Annotated in this window: 17 protein-coding genes; all 17 read left to right on the top strand. The window is 60.2% G+C overall.

The window, feature by feature from the left end:
- Positions 1-3 precede the first annotated feature (3 nt).
- The 17 genes from pseF to fliG all read left to right on the top strand — a co-directional run bounded on the left by pseF (position 4) and on the right by fliG (position 17,560).
- Positions 4-699 (top strand): pseudaminic acid cytidylyltransferase, encoded by a 696-nt coding sequence (pseF, locus tag BLU71_RS13900; protein ID WP_065617412.1) that lies wholly within the window; start codon positions 4-6, stop codon positions 697-699.
- Positions 696-2,201, top strand: coding sequence for a UDP-2,4-diacetamido-2,4,6-trideoxy-beta-L-altropyranose hydrolase (gene pseG, locus BLU71_RS13895; RefSeq protein ID WP_083353314.1), 1,506 nt, complete (start codon positions 696-698; stop codon positions 2,199-2,201). The genes pseF and pseG overlap by 4 nt, the downstream gene beginning before the upstream one ends.
- Positions 2,194-3,246: a pseudaminic acid synthase gene (gene pseI, locus BLU71_RS13890; RefSeq protein WP_083353313.1), complete on the top strand. Its 1,053-nt coding sequence runs from the start codon at positions 2,194-2,196 to the stop codon at positions 3,244-3,246. Before pseG ends, pseI begins: the two co-directional genes overlap by 8 nt.
- A 227-nt stretch (positions 3,247-3,473) precedes the next feature.
- Complete coding sequence (locus tag BLU71_RS13885) at positions 3,474-4,400, top strand: ketoacyl-ACP synthase III (protein WP_083353312.1); 927 nt, start codon at positions 3,474-3,476, stop codon at positions 4,398-4,400.
- Positions 4,401-4,487: 87 nt separating this feature from the next.
- A complete protein-coding gene (locus BLU71_RS13880; RefSeq protein WP_083353311.1) occupies positions 4,488-5,777 on the top strand; it encodes a motility associated factor glycosyltransferase family protein in 1,290 nt (429 codons plus the stop codon).
- Entirely contained in the window at positions 5,774-6,040 is a 267-nt protein-coding gene (locus BLU71_RS13875) for a hypothetical protein (protein ID WP_042607524.1), read from the top strand. Before BLU71_RS13880 ends, BLU71_RS13875 begins: the two co-directional genes overlap by 4 nt.
- Positions 6,041-6,282: 242 nt before the next feature.
- Positions 6,283-7,134, top strand: coding sequence for a flagellin domain-containing protein (locus BLU71_RS13870; RefSeq protein ID WP_042607525.1), 852 nt, complete (start codon positions 6,283-6,285; stop codon positions 7,132-7,134).
- 72 nt (positions 7,135-7,206) lie between these two features.
- Positions 7,207-7,563, top strand: a complete 357-nt coding sequence (locus tag BLU71_RS13865; protein ID WP_042607526.1) for a flagellar protein FlaG — start codon at positions 7,207-7,209, stop codon at positions 7,561-7,563.
- A gap of 82 nt (positions 7,564-7,645) precedes the next feature.
- On the top strand, positions 7,646-9,094 hold the full coding sequence (gene fliD / locus BLU71_RS13860; protein ID WP_083353310.1) for a flagellar filament capping protein FliD: 1,449 nt from the start codon (positions 7,646-7,648) through the stop codon (positions 9,092-9,094).
- A 129-nt stretch (positions 9,095-9,223) separates the two neighbouring features.
- Complete coding sequence (fliS, locus tag BLU71_RS13855) at positions 9,224-9,622, top strand: flagellar export chaperone FliS (protein WP_041479013.1); 399 nt, start codon at positions 9,224-9,226, stop codon at positions 9,620-9,622.
- An 11-nt stretch (positions 9,623-9,633) separates the two neighbouring features.
- Positions 9,634-9,930, top strand: coding sequence for a hypothetical protein (locus tag BLU71_RS13850; RefSeq protein ID WP_016771085.1), 297 nt, complete (start codon positions 9,634-9,636; stop codon positions 9,928-9,930).
- A 172-nt stretch (positions 9,931-10,102) separates the two neighbouring features.
- A complete protein-coding gene (locus BLU71_RS13845) occupies positions 10,103-11,578 on the top strand; it encodes a sigma-54 dependent transcriptional regulator (RefSeq protein ID WP_041479014.1) in 1,476 nt (491 codons plus the stop codon).
- A 110-nt stretch (positions 11,579-11,688) separates the two neighbouring features.
- A complete protein-coding gene (locus BLU71_RS13840) occupies positions 11,689-12,900 on the top strand; it encodes a sensor histidine kinase (protein WP_042607529.1) in 1,212 nt (403 codons plus the stop codon).
- 5 nt (positions 12,901-12,905) lie between these two features.
- Positions 12,906-14,288 carry a sigma-54-dependent transcriptional regulator gene (locus BLU71_RS13835; RefSeq protein ID WP_065617490.1) on the top strand — a complete coding sequence of 461 codons (1,383 nt, stop codon included), beginning with the start codon at positions 12,906-12,908 and terminating at the stop codon, positions 14,286-14,288.
- Between the two features lie 128 nt (positions 14,289-14,416).
- Positions 14,417-14,746, top strand: coding sequence for a flagellar hook-basal body complex protein FliE (gene fliE / locus BLU71_RS13830; RefSeq protein ID WP_016771081.1), 330 nt, complete (start codon positions 14,417-14,419; stop codon positions 14,744-14,746).
- A 14-nt stretch (positions 14,747-14,760) separates the two neighbouring features.
- A complete protein-coding gene (fliF, locus tag BLU71_RS13825) occupies positions 14,761-16,548 on the top strand; it encodes a flagellar basal-body MS-ring/collar protein FliF (RefSeq protein WP_042607530.1) in 1,788 nt (595 codons plus the stop codon).
- The gene (fliG, locus tag BLU71_RS13820) at positions 16,541-17,560 is read left to right on the top strand and encodes a flagellar motor switch protein FliG (RefSeq protein WP_039761172.1); all 1,020 of its coding nucleotides are present in this window, start codon (positions 16,541-16,543) and stop codon (positions 17,558-17,560) included. The genes fliF and fliG overlap by 8 nt, the downstream gene beginning before the upstream one ends.

Genomic DNA, 17,560 nt, shown 5'->3' with positions numbered 1-17,560 from the left:
ACCGTGAGCTGCGTCGCGATCATCCCCGCCCGTGGTGGCAGCAAGCGCATCCCGCGCAAGAATCTCAAACCGTTCGACGGCGTACCGATGATCGTCCGCTCGATTCGCACGGCGCTGGAATCAGCGCTGTTCGACGCCGTGGTGGTCAGTACCGACGATGTTGAAATTGCCGACGTCGCACGGGCGCACGGCGCCGAAGTGCCGTTCATGCGACCGGCCGATCTGGCGGATGATTTCACCGGTACCGCTGCGGTGATCGTGCATGCCCTGCAGCAGCTGCCGGCATTCGATTACGCCTGTTGCCTGTATGCGACGGCACCGCTGTTGCAAGTGCGCTACCTGCGTCAGGGCCTGGAATTGCTCAAGCAGCATCCGCACAAGGCGTTTGCCTTTTCGGTGTGCGGCTTCGGGTTTCCCGTGCAGCGCGCCCTGACCCTCAACGAGGAGGGCGCCCTGATGTCGCTTTATCCGGAGTTTCGTACCACCCGTTCGCAGGATCTGCCCGAAGCGTTTCAGGATGCCGGGCAGTTTTACTGGGGGCGCAGCGAAGCGTGGTTGCGCGGCGAGACGCTGTTCTCGCCAGCCAGCCTGCCGGTGATCCTGCCGCGCCATCTGGTCCAGGACATCGACTCCCCCGAAGACTGGCAACGCGCCGAATACCTCTACGCCGCGCTCAAGGCCGGCGGAGAGCTGCCATGAGAGTGCTGATCCGTGCCGACGCTTCGCCGGCCATCGGCAGCGGCCATATCGCCCGCTGCCTGACGCTGGCGCGAGTGTTGCGCGGGCAGGGCAGTCATGTTGCGTTTGCCTGTCGGCGCTTGCCGGGACATCGACTCGAAGCCTTGAAGGCCGAAGGCTTCGAGACCTTCGCGCTGCCCGAGCGCTATCGTGATGAAGACCCGCTGCAGGCCATCGAATCGATGTTGCCGTGGCAGTTCGACATTGATGCGCTGGGCTTGCTGCTGGACGGGCAGGCGCCGTTCGACTGGATCATCGCCGACCATTACGGCCTCGATCATCACTGGCAAACCGCTGCCCGGCGCTGGGCGCATCGAATCGCCGCGGTGGATGATCTGGCGACGCGGCGCTACAGCGTCGATCTGCTGCTCAATCAGAACCTGTCCGGCTTAAGTGAAAACTACGCGCCGCTGCTGCCGCCGGGCTGTCGCACCTTGCTCGGCCCGCGCTACGCCATGCTCCGTGAAGAATTCAACTGCGAAGCCATCGAGATCAAACCGAAGGCGCGGCGGGTGCTGGTGAATTTCGGCGGTTTCGACGCGGCGATGCAGACTCATCACGCGATGTTGGCGCTGGCTGATTTCACTGAGTTGCAGGTTGATTTCGTCGCGGGCGCCGACAACCCGGCGTGGGCGCAGATGCAGGCCTTGGCCGAGACACGGCCGAACTGGCGCCTGCACAGTTTCGTCAGCGATTTCCATCAACGCATGACTGAAGCCGATCTGTTTATCGGCGCCGGCGGCGGCACCAGTTGGGAGCGTGCGGCGCTCGGCTTGCCGACCATCTGCATCGCTGTGGCGAACAATCAGCAGGCCAACGGTGAAGTCATGGCGGCGGCCGGCGCGCATGTGTTCATGGGAGCGCGCGAGCAGGTCAGCGTCGAGCAACTGCGCGATGCGGTCGGCTTTGTGATGGACAATCATTTTCTGCGCCAGAGCCTCGCCGAGCGCTCGCGGCAACTGGTCGACGGACGCGGTGCCGAACGCGTGGCGGCGGCGCTGGCCGGCGCGGTACTGAAACTGCGCCCGGCGACGCTGGACGATGCGCAGTTGCTGTTCGATGGGCGCAATGCCGAGCCGGTGCGGCGCTGGTCGCTGGAATCCGGCGTGATCGATTGGGCGCAGCATCTGAACTGGTTGATGGCAAGTTTGCGCAATCCGCAGCGGCTGCTGTTGATCGCCGAGGCGGATGACGGCCCGGTCGGGGTGCTGCGCTACGACTTGCGCGGATTCGAAGCGGAAGTGTCGATCTATCTGCTGGAAGGGCGTTTCGGCCTCGGTTGGGGCAGGGCAGTGCTCAGCCGTGGCGAAGCGTTCGTCGCTGCGCACTGGCCGCAATTGACGCGCATCAATGCCCGGGTCATGCCCGCCAATCAGTCTTCATTGAAAGTCTTCCGCGACGCCGGGTTCATCCAGGAAACCTGCGCGTTCAGCCGTGTTTTGAAGGATCACTCGCATGCCTAGTTTCAAGATTGGCCACCGCACGATTGGTGCCGACGCGCCGCCGTTCATCATTGCCGAGATGAGTGGCAATCATAACCAGTCTCTCGATGTCGCCCTGCAAATCGTCGAGGCTGCTGCGAGGGCTGGTGCGCATGCCTTGAAGCTGCAAACCTACACCGCCGAAACCATGACCCTGGATTTGGCCGAAGGCGAATTCTTCATCAAGGATCCCGGCAGTCTGTGGGCCGGCACTTCGCTCTACGATCTGTATGAAAAAGCCCACACACCGTGGGAATGGCACGCGCCGATTTTTGCTCGAGCCAAGGAGTTGGGGATGCTCGCGTTCTCGACGCCGTTCGACGACAGCGCGGTGGATTTTCTCGAAAGCCTCGAGGTGCCGGCGTACAAGATCGCCAGTTTTGAAAACACCGATCTGCCGTTGATCCGCCGTGTCGCCGCCACCGGTAAACCGCTGATCATCTCCACCGGCATGGCCAGCATTGCTGAACTGGATGAAACCGTGCGCGCCGCACGCGAGGCCGGCTGCAAGGATCTGGTCCTGCTCAAGTGCACCAGCACTTATCCGGCCACGCCCCTCAACAGCAACGTGCGCACGATCCCGCATCTGCGTGAGTTGTTTGGCTGCGAGGTCGGGCTGTCGGATCACTCGATGGGCGTCGGCGTATCGGTGGCGGCGGTGGCGCTGGGAGCGACGGTGGTGGAGAAACACTTCACCCTCGATCGTTCGGCCGGTGGCGTCGACGCGAGCTTTTCCCTGGAACCGGCGGAACTGGCCAGTCTGGTGGTCGAAACCGAACGTGCCTGGCAGGCCATGGGGCAGGTGCATTACGGCGTGACCGAGGCTGAGCGAAAATCGCTGGTCTATCGCCGTTCGCTGTACGTCACCGCTGACATGGCCGCCGGTGAAGCATTTACCGTGGACAATCTGCGCGCCATCCGTCCTGGCCTCGGTCTGCCGCCCAAGCACACCGATGCCGTTCTCGGACGCCGCGCGCGCACCGCGATCAAGCGTGGTACGCCACTGGATTGGTCGCTGATCGAATAAGCCAATCTGCCATCGATTCGGCAAAATAGCGTGACCTGCGAGTCATAACGCGCATCTTCACTGTATTGTATTGACCGGGGAGATGGCGCCTGGCCCGTTTTGCGGTTCCAGTGATAGCCCTTTGCGCTTCCCGTGGCTGCCCGTCGTGGCGGCCGTTTTCTGTTTGTCGGCGCCCCTCGAATCCTTGCGAGCGGTGGTTTTGGGCTGTTTTTTATTGGGAAGCCGTAATGATTGGCATAAAAAGCATTGCGAGCTACGTTCCTGTAGCCGGCGTGGACAATTACGCACAAGGTGCAAAATTCGAGAAGGATGAAGAATTCATCCTTGGCAAGATCGGTTCGGCGTTCCTGCCGCGCAAAGACGCTGAGCAGGAAACCTCCGATCTGTGCGTGGAAGCGGCCAATGCGCTGTTTGCCAGCAACCCTGAACTGAAACGTGAATCCATCGATGCTCTGATCGTCGTCACCCAGAACGGTGACGAAGAAGGCCTGCCGCATACCGCTGCCATCGTCCAGGACAAACTCGGCCTGCCAACCAATGTTGCAGCGTTCGACATTTCTCTGGGCTGCTCCGGTTATGTCTACGGCATTTACGCGATCAAGGGCTTCATGGAAGCCGCCGGCCTGAAGAACGGCCTGCTGATCACCGCGGACCCGTATTCGAAAATCGTTGACCCGGAAGACCGCAACACCACCATGCTGTTTGGCGATGCCGCCACCGCTACGTGGATGGGCGAAAACCCGAGCTGGGCGCTGGGCAAGGCCAAGTTCGGCACCGACGGTTCCGGGGCACCGCACCTGAAAGTCAGCAACGGCGTGTTCTTCATGAACGGTCGTCAGGTCTTCAATTTCGCATTGCTGAAAGTCCCGGCGCACTTGCATGAACTGCTTGACGATTCGGGGCTGAAAGCCGATGACATCGATGCATTCTGCATTCACCAGGGCAGCGCGGCGATTGTCGACGCCGTGGCGCGACGCTTCGAAGGCGAGCCGGAGAAATTCATCAAGGACATGGTCGAGACCGGCAACACCGTGTCGTCGAGCATTCCGCTGCTGTTGGAAAAGCACGTGCTCGACTCCGACTGGCAGCGCGTTGCGCTGAGCGGTTTTGGTGTTGGCCTGTCGTGGGGCTCGGCGATCATCTATCGTCCGTAAACTGCAGCAAAAACCACTGATACAAAAATAGCGTTCAAGGTTAACCTTGAACGCTATTTTTTTGCCCGAGAAGGAGCGCGAGGCGCCATGAGCGAGTTTTTCCAAGCCAATGCCGAGGTGTTGCAACGGCGCTGGCCGGCGCTGTTCGAGCGATTGATGGCTGAAGACAGCGCGTCCGTGCAGGCCGAACTCGTGCAAGGGCTGGGCTCGACGCTGAGCGTCGACGGCATTCAGCTCACCAGCCGCCATGATCGCCTGCATGAGGCGAAGATTCAGGCGGCGAGCCTGCCGGAAAAACCGCAACTGCACGTCTATGGCACTGGCTTGGGCGACTTGCCCGGTGTGCTGCTCGAGCGCGCGGGGCTCGAGCGCCTGTACGTACACATCCTCAATGGCGCGCTGTTCGCGCTGGTGCTGCAACTGCTCGATCAGCGCCAGTGGCTGCAGGACCCTCGGGTCGAACTGTTTTACGCCGGCGATCACCCGGACTTCTTCACGCCGTTCTTTGCCCTGCCGGCCGAGATGCTGCTGGCCGATGACTTCAATGCGAAGATTCGCGACCGGCTGATCAATGAAGTGCACCTGACATTCAATAACCGCGATTTCGATCCGCAGTCACCAGAAATCCGGCAGCGCTTGCAGGAAAGTCTGCCAGTGTTGCTCGGCGATGGCGATGTGGCGCAATTGTTCGGTAGCTGCGCTGGCCGCGAAGTCTACGTAATCGCCACCGGGCCGACACTGGAGCAGCATTTCGAACGTCTCGCGGCGATCCGTCAGCTTGCCGAGCGACCGGTGTTCATCTGCGTTGATACGGCCTACCGACCATTGCGCGAACACGGCATCGTGCCTGATCTGGTGGTAAGCATCGATCAACGCATCGGCTTTCGGCATTTGCCCTTCGAGAAGTCTGACGGCATTACGCTGGTGTACCTGCCGATGAGCGATCCGCAGATATTGAAGGCATGGAAGGGCAAGCGCTATGGCGGCTATTCGGCCAGCCCGATCTATGCCGAGCTGAAAGAACAGTATCCACGCGGCGAGCTGCACGTCGGCGGCAGCGTGATCCATCCGGCGGTGGACCTCGCGGTAAAAATGGGCGCGCCCCGAATCACTTTGTTTGGCGCCGACTTCGCCTTCCCGATGAACAAGACTCACGCCGGTTGGGGCGACGGCGATCTGGGCCCGCCGCTGGCCCAGGCGCGGCACTGGGTGCGCGATGGCCATGGTCAGCGCGTCAGTACCCAGCTGAATTTTCGCGGCTATCTGTGTGTGCTCGAGCGTTATATCGCCGCGCACCCACAGGTCGAATTTCTCAACAGCAGCCGCGCCGGCGCGCTGATCGCCGGCACCGCTTTCAATCCGGAGTTCGTGCAATGAGTGCGCTGAATCACAGTCAGGATCAGTGTCGCCAATGCGCTGCATTGTTTCGTCTGGGGCGTGACGTAGAAGCGGCGTTGACCATGGTCGATGTGTTCGAGCAGGCCCAGCAATGTCTGTCGTCTGCCCCAATAGAGATCCAGCAGGCGTGGGCGCAGGTGCTCATGCAAATGCTCGATTGCCAGGAGCGCCAGGACTGGTTGGGACTGGCCGACTCTATGGAATACGAACTGGTTGAATTGCTGGAAAGTGCCAGGCGCTGAACTGCTGCGCAGCACTGGCCCGCGGCTTTGCGTGACAGGCAGTTTTATGACGTCATTTTTATGCGGTTGAAGTACAGCTAAGTCATTGTTTTCTCGGGGGTGGCGTGGTGATGGCAAAATTTTTTCAAAAAGCCCTCAAGCAACCTGCAAACCCGACGATAACTATTACGAAGGTTCTCTAGGCCATACCCGGCGGTTGCCAGGGCCGGAAGCCGCAGTACCCAACCAACGAGGAATTCGTCATGGCTTTAACAGTAAACACCAACACCACATCGTTGAACGTTCAGAAAAACCTGAACCGCGCTTCCGACGCTCTGTCCACCTCGATGCAGCGCCTGTCTTCCGGCCTGAAAATCAACAGCGCCAAAGACGACGCCGCTGGCCTGCAGATCTCCAACCGTATGTCTTCGCAGATCCGCGGTAACACCCAGGCCATCCAGAACGCCAACGACGGTATCTCCGTTGCCCAGACCGCTGAAGGCGCTCTGCAAGCCACTACCGACATCCTGCAGCGTATGCGTGAACTGGCTGTTAAAGCCCGTAACGGTACCAACGGCACCGCTGACCAGACCGCTACCAACTCTGAATTCGCTCAGATGTCGGACGAGATCACCCGTATCTCCGCTTCGACCAACCTGAACGGCAAGAACCTGCTGGACGGTTCGGCTGGTACTGTGACTCTGCAAGTGGGCGCAAACACTGGTTCGGCTAACCACATCGACCTGGTACTGAGCTCCAAGTTCGACGCCGTCAGCCTGTCGGTTGGTAGCGGTACTCTGGCCCTGACCGGCGCCAGCCCGTCTGACGCAGCCGTTGCCATCGACAGCGCGATCACTGCAATCGACGCCGCTATCGCTGCAATCGGTGCAACCCGTGCCAGCCTCGGTGCTTCGCAGAACCGTCTGACCAGCACCATCTCCAACCTGCAGAACATCACTGAAAACACCACCGCTGCTCAGGGTCGTGTACAGGACACCGACTTCGCCGCAGAAACTGCTAACCTGACCAAGCAGCAAACTCTGCAGCAAGCTTCCACTTCGGTTCTGGCCCAGGCCAACCAACTGCCTTCCGCTGTACTGAAACTGCTTCAGTAATTCGGAACAGGTTTGAGCGGGGGAGTGCGCTGGTCGTGCTCTCTCGCTTTTTTTCGTTAAGAGGTGATGGGCATGGACATGAGCGTGAAGCTTAACGTGTCTTATCCGGCTCCCAAGCCAGTGCCACCGGTTGCTGACAAAACGTCAGAGCTGCCTAAAGTCCAAAAGACTGAAGCGCCGGTCGCTGCCAAGGATCAGGATTCGGACGGCGCCAAGTTGAAACTGGCGGTGCAAGAGATCGAAAAATTCGTCCAGTCGATCAAGCGTAATCTGGAGTTCTCGATTGACGAGCATTCCGGCAAGGTCATCGTCAAGGTGATTGCGAGCGAGACAGGTGAAGTGGTTCGACAGATTCCTTCCGCTGAAGCCCTCAAACTGGCGGACAGCCTCGCCAACGCAAGCCACGTGTTGTTCGACGCCAAAGTCTGATAAATGGCATGAATAGTGTTTGCTCGTTCTCAAGACGCCTGTAACGGTCAAAAGAATGGCAACAATCTGAAGGGAGATGCACATGGCAAGTCCAATTCTACCGGGTTCCGGACTGGGTTCCGGCCTGGACATCGGCGCGATCGTGACCGCGCTGGTCAACGCCGACAAGTCTGCCAAGCAGACGCAGATCGATACCGCGACCAAAACCAACAGCCTGAAGATCTCCGGTGTCGGTTCGCTGAAAAGTGCACTGGCTGCGTATCAGAAAGCGATGGGTGATCTGAACAAAGCTTCGAGCCCGGCGTTTGCCGGTTTCACTGCGACGTCGGACACGCCGACTGTTGTCGGTGCCACATCGGATAAAACCGCCGTACCGGGTACCTACAGCGTTGTTGTGAAAAACCTGGCCACCGGCTCGAAAGTAGCCAGTGCCGCCTTCGCCGGCGGGGCCGCCAGTGCCATTCCGAGTGGTACTCTGAAAATCAGTCAGAATGGCATTGATTACAATGTCGCGATTCCGGCCAATGCCACTTTGCAGTCCACGCGCGATGCGATCAACACCGCTCAGGCCAGCAACGGTATTTCGGCCAACATTGTGACCGACAGCACCGGCTCGTCGCGGCTGGTGCTCAGCTCGAACAAGACAGGTGCCGGCATGGACCTGCAGGTCAGCGGGATCGCTGGTCTGGAAATCGACGGTACCCAGAAGATGGGCGCCAGCCCGGCGGCAGGGGCGTCGGGAGCCGTCGGTGAACTGGCCATGGATGCCAGCCTGACCATCGACGGACTGGCCGTTACCAGCAAGACCAATACCGTGACCGGTGCGATCAGCGGCATGACACTCAATCTGGCCTCGGCCAGCCCGGTGGTCAATGGCGTTGCTACTCCAGCGACCGTTTCGGTTGCGACCAATACCGCCGGCATCCAGACTTCCCTGCAATCGTTCATCGATTCCTACAACACCCTGAAGAAAACCATCGACACCTTGTCCAAGGCTACGCCGGATGCCGATGGCAATCTGACCGTGTCGGCGGCGTTCACGGGCGATGCTCTGCCGCGTTCGTTGATGGCGGATGTGCGTGCTCAGTTGACCGATCCGGGGGCGGGCGGAGCAGGACAATTGTCCGTGCTGTCGCAGATGGGCGTGTTGACCGATAGCAAGACCGGTTTGCTGACGCTCGACACTGCGGTGTTCAACAAGCGTATGGAAACTCCGGGCATGGCTGGCCAGGTTCAACAGCTGTTCAGCGGTACCGATGCCAAGAATGGTCTGTTGGCGCGTATGACTGCGGCGGTTGATCCGTACGTCAAGACTGGTGGACTGCTCGATCAGCGCAGCTCCAACCTTACGAATCTGACATCGAGCCTGCAAAAGCAGCAGGCGGCGCTGGATCTGCGCGTGGCTAACCTGACGTCGACATTGACCGCCAAGTACAATGCCATGGACTTGCTGGTCGGGCAGATGAAGGCAACGGCGAGCAACATCACCTCGTTCTTCAGCTCGCTGAACGCGCAGCAGTCGGCGAAGTAACAGTCAGTCACGACAAAAACCCGGCTACGCTTTATCGGCGTGCGCCGGGTTTTTGTCTTTTGATCTAAAGTTTTCGGAGCGGTTGGCGATACACTGGTTATACGAGTCAACGTGGCAATGAGGTAGAACATGAACCCGATGTTAGCCCTTCGGCAATACCAGAAAGTCGGCGCGCACGCGCAGACGTCCGAAGCGAGCCCGCACCGCCTGGTGCAAATGTTGATGGAAGGTGGCCTGGCCCGTATTGCTCAGGCCAAAGGCGCCATCGAGCGCAAGGACATCCCCGGCAAATGCACGGCGATCAGCAAGGCTATCGGCATCGTCAGTGGCCTGCGCGAAGGTCTCGATCTCGAAAATAATGCAGAGGCGCTGGCCGATCTGGATGGCCTGTACATCTACATGATGAAGCGCCTTGCCGAAGCAAATATCAGCAGCGATCCACGTGTCCTCGACGAAGTGGCCGGCCTGCTGACAACGGTCAAAGAAGGCTGGGACGCCATCGCGCCTGTGCCGGCTCCGCAGTTCTGAAGGAGATCACCATGAGTCTTGTATTGCAGCGAATAGCCGATACCCGTGAAGCGTTGGTCGGTGCTCTGGCCGAGCGAAACTGGGAAGCCATTGGCGAGCTGGATCTGGCTTGCCGTTCCTGCATGGAAGACGTCATGGCGGAAGCTTCGCTGGACGAAGTTGCGTTGCGCGATAACCTTGAAGAGCTGCTATTCGTGTACAAAGAGCTTCTTGAGGTGGCAATGGGCGAGCGGCAGGCGATAGCCAACGAGATGTCGCAGATCACCCAAGCGCAAAAGGCTGCAAAGGTTTACCATCTGTTTGGTTGATTAACCGTCAGTTGAACCAGAGATGTGCGCCATAAATTTGACTGTGCACGGTTTTTTGACTTAACTAGTGGCTATTATCAGGTTTAGGGCGTCTACAGGCACATGGTGTCCTGCAAGCGTCTCGCTTGCCTTATTTTTCGGGCATTGAGTTGACTAGGGAAGTTGCTATTGCATGTGGCGTGAAACCAAAATTCTGCTGATCGATGACGATAGCGTCCGCCGCCGCGACCTGGCGGTGATTTTGAATTTTCTTGGCGAAGAAAATTTACCCTGCGGCAGCCATGACTGGCAGCAGGCAGTCGGCTCTTTGTCGTCTAGTCGTGAGGTCATTTGCGTACTGATCGGGACCGTCAATGCTCCTGGCGCGCTTTTGGGCTTGCTAAAGACACTCGCAACCTGGGATGAGTTCCTTCCGGTTTTGTTAATGGGCGATAATTCTTCCGTTGACCTGCCTGAAGACCAGCGTCGCCGCGTCCTTTCGACCCTGGAAATGCCGCCCAGCTACAGCAAATTGCTCGATTCGCTGCACCGCGCCCAGGTCTATCGCGAGATGTACGACCAGGCCCGTGAACGCGGCCGTCATCGCGAACCCAATCTTTTCCGCAGCCTCGTCGGCACCAGTCGTGCGATCCAGCACGTCCGTCAGATGATGCAGCAGGTGGCCGACACCGACGCCAGCGTGCTGATCCTCGGCGAGTCCGGCACTGGCAAGGAAGTGGTCGCGCGCAACCTGCACTACCACTCCAAGCGCCGCGACGCGCCGTTCGTGCCGGTCAACTGCGGGGCGATCCCTGCTGAGCTGCTGGAAAGCGAACTGTTCGGCCACGAGAAGGGCGCCTTCACCGGTGCGATCACCAGCCGTGCCGGACGCTTTGAACTGGCCAACGGCGGCACGCTGTTCCTCGACGAAATCGGCGACATGCCGCTGCCGATGCAGGTCAAACTGCTGCGCGTGCTTCAGGAGCGTACCTTCGAGCGCGTGGGCAGCAACAAGACCCAGAGCGTCGACGTGCGCATCATTGCCGCGACCCACAAGAATCTCGAAAGCATGATCGAGATCGGCTCGTTCCGCGAAGACCTCTACTATCGCCTGAACGTGTTCCCGATCGAGATGGCGCCGCTGCGCGAGCGTGTCGAAGATATCCCGCTGTTGATGAACGAACTGATCTCGCGCATGGAGCACGAGAAGCGTGGTTCGATCCGTTTCAACTCGGCGGCGATCATGTCGCTGTGCCGTCACGGCTGGCCGGGCAACGTCCGCGAACTGGCCAACCTCGTTGAGCGTATGGCGATCATGCACCCGTACGGGGTGATCGGCGTGGTCGAGCTGCCGAAGAAATTCCGCTACGTCGACGACGAAGACGAGCAAATGGTCGACAGTCTGCGTAGCGATCTTGAAGAGCGCGTGGCGATCAATGGCCATACTCCGGACTTCAGCGCCAACGCACTGCTGCCGCCGGAAGGTCTGGACCTCAAGGACTACCTCGGTGGCCTGGAGCAGGGCCTGATTCAGCAGGCGCTGGACGATGCCAATGGCATTGTCGCCCGTGCTGCTGAGCGTCTGCGTATTCGTCGCACCACGCTGGTCGAGAAGATGCGCAAGTACGGCATGAGCCGCGCTGGAGGAGATGAACAGGCGGATGATTGACGCCTGTTTTTCAACCGCTTCATTTATAAGCGGTTTTTTTTAGGCACGGGTATTGCTATAGCCCTCGCAACGTTCCGTTTCACTGACGGTCAGCCAAGCGAGAGAGCCCAATGCCCCAAGCCGCCCAGATCTCTTCTGCCTCCAATATCGTGGGGCAACCCTCGTCCGTAGAGCAGGCAAGTCGTCAGGGACTTGAGCAGGCCTTTCAGCTGTTCAACCAGATGTCGAGCCAGCTGACTGACTCTTACAGTCTGCTCGAAGCGCGCGTCACCGAGCTCAAGGGTGAGCTGGCGGTGGTCAGCGCCCAGCGCATGCAGGAGCTGGCGGAAAAAGAACGCCTGGCCAATCGCCTGCAAAACCTCCTCGACCTGTTGCCCGGCGGCGTGATCGTTATCGACGGCCACGGTCTGGTGCGCGAAGCCAACCCGGCCGCCATCGACCTGCTTGGCTCGCCACTCGAAGGCGAGCTCTGGCGCCATGTGATCGCACGCTGCTTCGCTCCGCGTGAAGACGACGGTCATGAAATCTCTCTAAAAAACGGTCGACGCCTGTCGATCTCCACCCGCTCGCTGGACGCCGAGCCGGGGCAGTTGGTGCTGCTCAATGACTTGACGGAAACCCGTCATCTGCAAGATCAACTGGCACGGCACGAGCGGTTGTCTTCGCTGGGGCGCATGGTTGCGTCTCTGGCCCATCAGATTCGCACGCCGCTGTCCGCCGCTTTGCTTTACGCCAGTCATTTGACTGAGCAGCAATTGCCGGTGGAAACCCAGCAGCGCTTTGCCGGACGCCTGAAAGAGCGTCTGCACGAACTCGAGCATCAAGTGCGCGACATGCTGGTGTTCGCCCGTGGTGAATTGCCCCTGACCGATCGCCTCACCCCCGATGCCTTGATGCAGTCGCTGCAGGCCGCGGCGCTGACCCACGTGCAGGATCTGCCAATCCGCTGGCAGTGCGACAGCCATGCCGGTGAGCTGCTGTGCAACCGCGATACGCTGGTCGGCGCATTGCTGAATCTGATTGAAAATGCCATCCAGGCCAGCGCCGGCGAGGCGCGCTTGAAAGTGCATTGCTACACCAGAGGCAACACCCTGCGGGTGTGTGTCAGCGACAGCGGCAGCGGCATTGAGCCGACAGTTTTGGCGCGCCTCGGCGAGCCTTTTTTTACTACCAAAGTCACCGGGACCGGCCTTGGCCTGACCGTGGTCAAAGCGGTGGCGCGTGCCCATCAGGGAGAATTGACCCTGCGTTCGCGGGTCGGGCGCGGTACCTGCGCGCAGGTCAGCCTGCCGCTGTTTTCCGCTGCACAGGGAGTTGAATGATCGTCATGGGCATCAAGGTGTTGCTGGTCGAGGATGACCGTTCGTTGCGCGAAGCGCTGGCCGATACGCTGTTGCTCGCCGGCCACGACTATCACGCCGTCGGCAGCGCCGAAGAAGCACTGACGGCCGTCGCGCAGCAAGCCTTCAGTCTGGTGGTCAGCGACGTCAACATGCCGGGCATGGACGGCCATCAATTGCTTGCCCTGCTGCGCGCGCGCCAACCGCAATTGCCGGTGCTGCTGATGACCGCCCACGGCGCAGTCGAGCGTGCGGTCGATGCCATGCGCCAGGGCGCGGCGGATTATCTGGTCAAGCCGTTCGAACCCAAAGCGTTGCTTGATCTGGTGGCCCGGCACGCGTTGGGCAGCATTGATGCTGGCGAAGCGGAGGGCCCCGTTGCTGTCGAGCCGGCCAGTGCGCAGTTGCTTGAACTGGCCGCACGAGTCGCGCGCAGTGATTCGACTGTCCTGATCTCCGGCGAGTCCGGCACCGGTAAAGAAGTATTGGCGCGCTACATTCACCAGCAATCGCGGCGGGCCAGTCAGCCATTTATTGCGATCAACTGTGCGGCGATTCCCGACAACATGCTTGAAGCGACACTGTTCGGGCATGAGAAAGGCTCGTTTACCGGCGCTATCGCCTCGCAGGCCGGCAAGTTCGAGCAAGCGGACGGTGGCACCATTCTGCTCGATGAAATTTCCGAAATGCCGCTGGGTCTGCAAGCCAAACTGTTGCGGGTCCTGCAGGAGCGCGAAGTCGAGCGCGTGGGCGCACGCAAGCCGATCAGTCTGGATATCCGCGTGGTCGCCACGACCAACCGTGATCTGGCTGGCGAAGTGGCAGCGGGGCGCTTCCGTGAAGACCTGTTTTACCGCTTGTCGGTTTTTCCTCTGGCCTGGCGTCCACTTCGCGAGCGCACTGCCGATATCCTGCCGCTGGCGGAAAAGTTGTTGGCCAAACACGTCAATAAAATGAAGCACGCTGCGGCGAAGCTTTCCCCCGAAGCACAAGCCTGCCTGACCGAGTACCCGTGGCCGGGCAACGTGCGTGAGCTGGATAACGCCATTCAGCGCGCGCTGATTCTGCAGCAGGGCGGCTTGATCCAGCCGCAGGATTTCTGCCTGACCGGTGCGGTGACATTTGCCTCGTTGCCGGTCGCGGCACCGGTGATTCGCGAGGTGGAAATCGAGGCGGATTCCACCGGAGCCCTGGGCGACGACCTGCGCCGCCGGGAGTTTCAGATGATCATCGACACCCTGCGCGCCGAGCGTGGCCGCCGCAAGGAAGCTGCCGAAAAGCTCGGCATCAGCCCCCGCACCCTGCGCTACAAACTGGCGCAAATGCGCGACGCCGGGATGGACGTCGAAGGCTATCTGTTCGCCACCTGACAGAAGCTGCAAAACATTCCAGATGCTTTTCTCAGAAGGGTGCCCATGAGCTGGCACCCTTGTTGCTAATACCTGTGTACCCGCCGAGTGAGTGTCAAAAAATTGCGGGCCGCCCAAGAGAGTAGACCATGAGCCAAGGTATTGAATTTAATCGGTTGATGATGGACATGCAGGCCATGAAAGTGGATGCCATGTCTGCGCGTAAATCGACTGCCGCTGTCCCTGAAATTGCCGGCAGCAGCTTTTCCGACATGCTCGGTCAGGCGATCAATAAAGTCAGCGATACCCAGCAGGCGTCGACTCAACTGGCCAATGCGTTCGAGATCGGCAAGAGCGGTGTCGACCTGACCGACGTGATGATCGCATCGCAAAAAGCCAGCGTGTCGTTCCAGGCTCTGACCCAGGTGCGCAACAAGCTGGTCCAGGCTTACCAAGACATCATGCAGATGCCGGTTTAAGGGCGAAATAAGTCATGGCAGAAGCAGTCGCTGATAACGTTCCGGCCAAGGCCACCCCGATCGACGGCAAACCGCCGCTGTTCGGCCTGTCCTTTCTGGAAAACCTTTCCCAGATGACCGTGCTGCGTCAGGTCGGCCTGTTGGTCGGCCTGGCTGCGAGCGTGGCGATTGGCTTTGCCGTGGTGCTGTGGTCGCAGCAGCCGGATTACCGTCCACTGTACGGCAGCCTTGCCGGCCTGGACGCCAAGCAGGTCATGGAAACCCTGGCCGCCGCTGACATTCCCTACAACGTAGAACCCAATTCCGGCGCCTTGCTGGTCAAGGCCGACGACCTGTCCCGTGCGCGGATGAAACTCGCTGCCGCTGGTGTCACTCCCAGCGACGGCAACATCGGTTTCGAAATCCTCGACAAGGAACAGGGTCTGGGCACCAGCCAGTTCATGGAAGCGACCCGTTATCGTCGCGGCCTCGAAGGCGAACTGGCGCGCACCATCTCCAGCCTGAACAACGTCAAGGGTGCCCGCGTGCACCTGGCAATTCCGAAGAGTTCGGTGTTCGTCCGTGACGAGCGCAAGCCGAGCGCTTCGGTACTGGTCGAGCTGTATAGCGGGCGTTCGCTGGAGCCGGGTCAGGTGGTAGCGATCATCAACCTGGTCGCGACGTCCGTGCCTGAGTTGAGCAAATCGCAGATCACCGTCGTCGATCAGAAGGGCAATCTGCTCTCCGATCAGGCGGAGAACTCGGAAATGACCATGGCCGGCAAGCAGTTCGATTACAGCCGCCGCATGGAAAGCATGCTCACCCAACGCGTGCACAACATTCTGCAGCCGGTATTGGGCAATGATCGCTACAAAGCGGAAGTCTCCGCCGACATCGATTTCAATGCCGTGGAATCGACTGCCGAGCAGTTCAACCCGGACCAACCGGCGTTGCGCAGCGAGCAGTCGGTCAACGAACAACGCACCGCCAGCAATGGCCCGCAAGGTGTGCCGGGTGCCCTGAGCAACCAGCCACCGTCGCCAGCCTCGGCGCCGCAGACCACCGGTGGCACCGCCGCACCGGCCGGCATGATCCAGCCGGGTCAGCCACTGGTTGACGCCAACGGTCAGCAGATCATGGACCCGGCCACCGGCCAGCCGATGCTCGCGCCGTATCCGGCCGACAAGCGTCAACAATCGACGAAGAACTTCGAGCTCGACCGTTCGATCAGCCACACCAAACAGCAACAGGGCCGTCTCAATCGCCTGTCGGTGTCGGTGGTGGTCGATGATCAGGTCAAGATCAACCCGGCCAACGGTGAAACCAGCCGTGCGCCGTGGAGCGCCGACGAATTGGCGCGCTTCACGCGTCTGGTGCAGGACGCCGTCGGTTTCGACGCCAGCCGTGGTGACAGCGTCAGCGTGATCAACATGCCGTTCTCCGCCGAGCGCGGTGAAGTGATTGCCGATATTCCGTTCTACTCCCAGCCATGGTTCTGGGACATCGTCAAACAAGTGCTGGGTGTGCTGTTCATCCTCGTGCTGGTGTTTGGTGTGCTGCGTCCGGTGCTCAACAACATCACCGGCGGTGGCAAAGGCAAGGAGCTGGCCGGTCTGGGCAGCGACGTGGAACTCGGTGGCATGGGCGGCCTGGACGGCGACCTGGCCAACGACCGCGTGAGCCTCGGTGGTCCGCAGAGCATTCTGTTGCCGAGCCCGAGCGAGGGTTATGACGCGCAGCTGAATGCAATCAAGAGTCTGGTAGCTGAAGACCCGGGTCGCGTGGCTCAGGTCGTAAAAGAGTGGATTAACGCAGATGAGTGATAACCGAGCCGCCGCCGTCAAACTGACCAAGGTCGACAAAGCCGCGATTCTGCTGCTGTCCCTGGGTTCGACCGATGCCGCGCAAGTGCTGCGCCACATGGGCCCCAAAGAGGTTCAGCGCGTTGGCGTGGCCATGGCGCAGATGGGCAACGTGCACCGCGAGCAGGTCGAGCAGGTGATGAGCGAGTTCGTCGACATCGTCGGCGATCAGACCAGCCTCGGCGTCGGTTCCGACGACTACGTGCGCAAGATGCTCACCCAGGCCCTGGGCGAAGACAAGGCCAACGGCCTGATCGACCGCATCCTGCTCGGTGGCAACACCAGCGGCCTCGACAGTCTGAAATGGATGGAGCCGCGCGCCGTCGCCGACGTCATCCGTTACGAACACCCGCAGATCCAGGCGATCGTGGTCGCGTACCTCGACCCGGATCAGGCCGGTGAAGTGCTCGGCAACTTCGACCATAAGGTGCGTCTGGACATCATCCTGCGCGTTTCGTCGTTGAACACCGTGCAGCCGGCAGCCTTGAAAGAACTCAACCAGATTCTCGAGAAACAGTTCTCCGGCAACTCGAACGCCTCGCGCACCACCCTGGGTGGCATCAAGCGTGCGGCCGACATCATGAACTTCCTCGACAGCTCGATCGAAGGCCAGCTCATGGACTCGATCCGCGAAGTCGACGAAGACCTGTCCGGTCAGATCGAAGACCTCATGTTCGTCTTCAACAACCTTGCCGACGTCGATGACCGTGGCATTCAGGCGCTGTTGCGCGAAGTCTCTTCCGATGTGCTGGTACTGGCCCTCAAGGGCTCGGACGAAGGCGTCAAGGAAAAGATCTTCAAGAACATGTCCAAGCGTGCCGCCGAACTGTTGCGCGACGACCTCGAGGCCAAAGGCCCGGTGCGCGTCAGCGATGTCGAAACCGCGCAGAAGGAAATCCTCACCATCGCCCGTCGTATGGCCGAAGCCGGCGAGATCGTGCTCGGTGGCAAGGGCGGCGAGGAAATGATCTAA

Origin of the sequence: Pseudomonas moraviensis, from assembly GCF_900105805.1 — a bacterium.
In the GTDB taxonomy this organism is placed as follows: domain Bacteria; phylum Pseudomonadota; class Gammaproteobacteria; order Pseudomonadales; family Pseudomonadaceae; genus Aquipseudomonas; species Aquipseudomonas moraviensis_A.
The sequence above is the reverse complement of the archived record's forward strand: the minus strand, read 5'-3'. Positions and strand labels throughout refer to the sequence as shown.

Bases quoted from the DNA above. Each gene is read 5' to 3' on its own strand.
- pseG (WP_083353314.1), top strand. From the start codon at position 696: ATGAGAGTGCTGATCCGTGCCGACGCTTCGCCGGCCATCGGCAGCGGC.
- pseI (WP_083353313.1), top strand. From the start codon at position 2,194: ATGCCTAGTTTCAAGATTGGCCACCGCACGATTGGTGCCGACGCGCCG.
- BLU71_RS13885 (WP_083353312.1), top strand. From the start codon at position 3,474: ATGATTGGCATAAAAAGCATTGCGAGCTACGTTCCTGTAGCCGGCGTG.
- BLU71_RS13880 (WP_083353311.1), top strand. From the start codon at position 4,488: ATGAGCGAGTTTTTCCAAGCCAATGCCGAGGTGTTGCAACGGCGCTGG.
- BLU71_RS13875 (WP_042607524.1), top strand. From the start codon at position 5,774: ATGAGTGCGCTGAATCACAGTCAGGATCAGTGTCGCCAATGCGCTGCA.
- BLU71_RS13870 (WP_042607525.1), top strand. From the start codon at position 6,283: ATGGCTTTAACAGTAAACACCAACACCACATCGTTGAACGTTCAGAAA.
- BLU71_RS13865 (WP_042607526.1), top strand. From the start codon at position 7,207: ATGGACATGAGCGTGAAGCTTAACGTGTCTTATCCGGCTCCCAAGCCA.
- fliD (WP_083353310.1), top strand. From the start codon at position 7,646: ATGGCAAGTCCAATTCTACCGGGTTCCGGACTGGGTTCCGGCCTGGAC.
- fliS (WP_041479013.1), top strand. From the start codon at position 9,224: ATGAACCCGATGTTAGCCCTTCGGCAATACCAGAAAGTCGGCGCGCAC.
- BLU71_RS13850 (WP_016771085.1), top strand. From the start codon at position 9,634: ATGAGTCTTGTATTGCAGCGAATAGCCGATACCCGTGAAGCGTTGGTC.
- BLU71_RS13845 (WP_041479014.1), top strand. From the start codon at position 10,103: ATGTGGCGTGAAACCAAAATTCTGCTGATCGATGACGATAGCGTCCGC.
- BLU71_RS13840 (WP_042607529.1), top strand. From the start codon at position 11,689: ATGCCCCAAGCCGCCCAGATCTCTTCTGCCTCCAATATCGTGGGGCAA.
- BLU71_RS13835 (WP_065617490.1), top strand. From the start codon at position 12,906: ATGGGCATCAAGGTGTTGCTGGTCGAGGATGACCGTTCGTTGCGCGAA.
- fliE (WP_016771081.1), top strand. From the start codon at position 14,417: ATGAGCCAAGGTATTGAATTTAATCGGTTGATGATGGACATGCAGGCC.
- fliF (WP_042607530.1), top strand. From the start codon at position 14,761: ATGGCAGAAGCAGTCGCTGATAACGTTCCGGCCAAGGCCACCCCGATC.
- fliG (WP_039761172.1), top strand. From the start codon at position 16,541: ATGAGTGATAACCGAGCCGCCGCCGTCAAACTGACCAAGGTCGACAAA.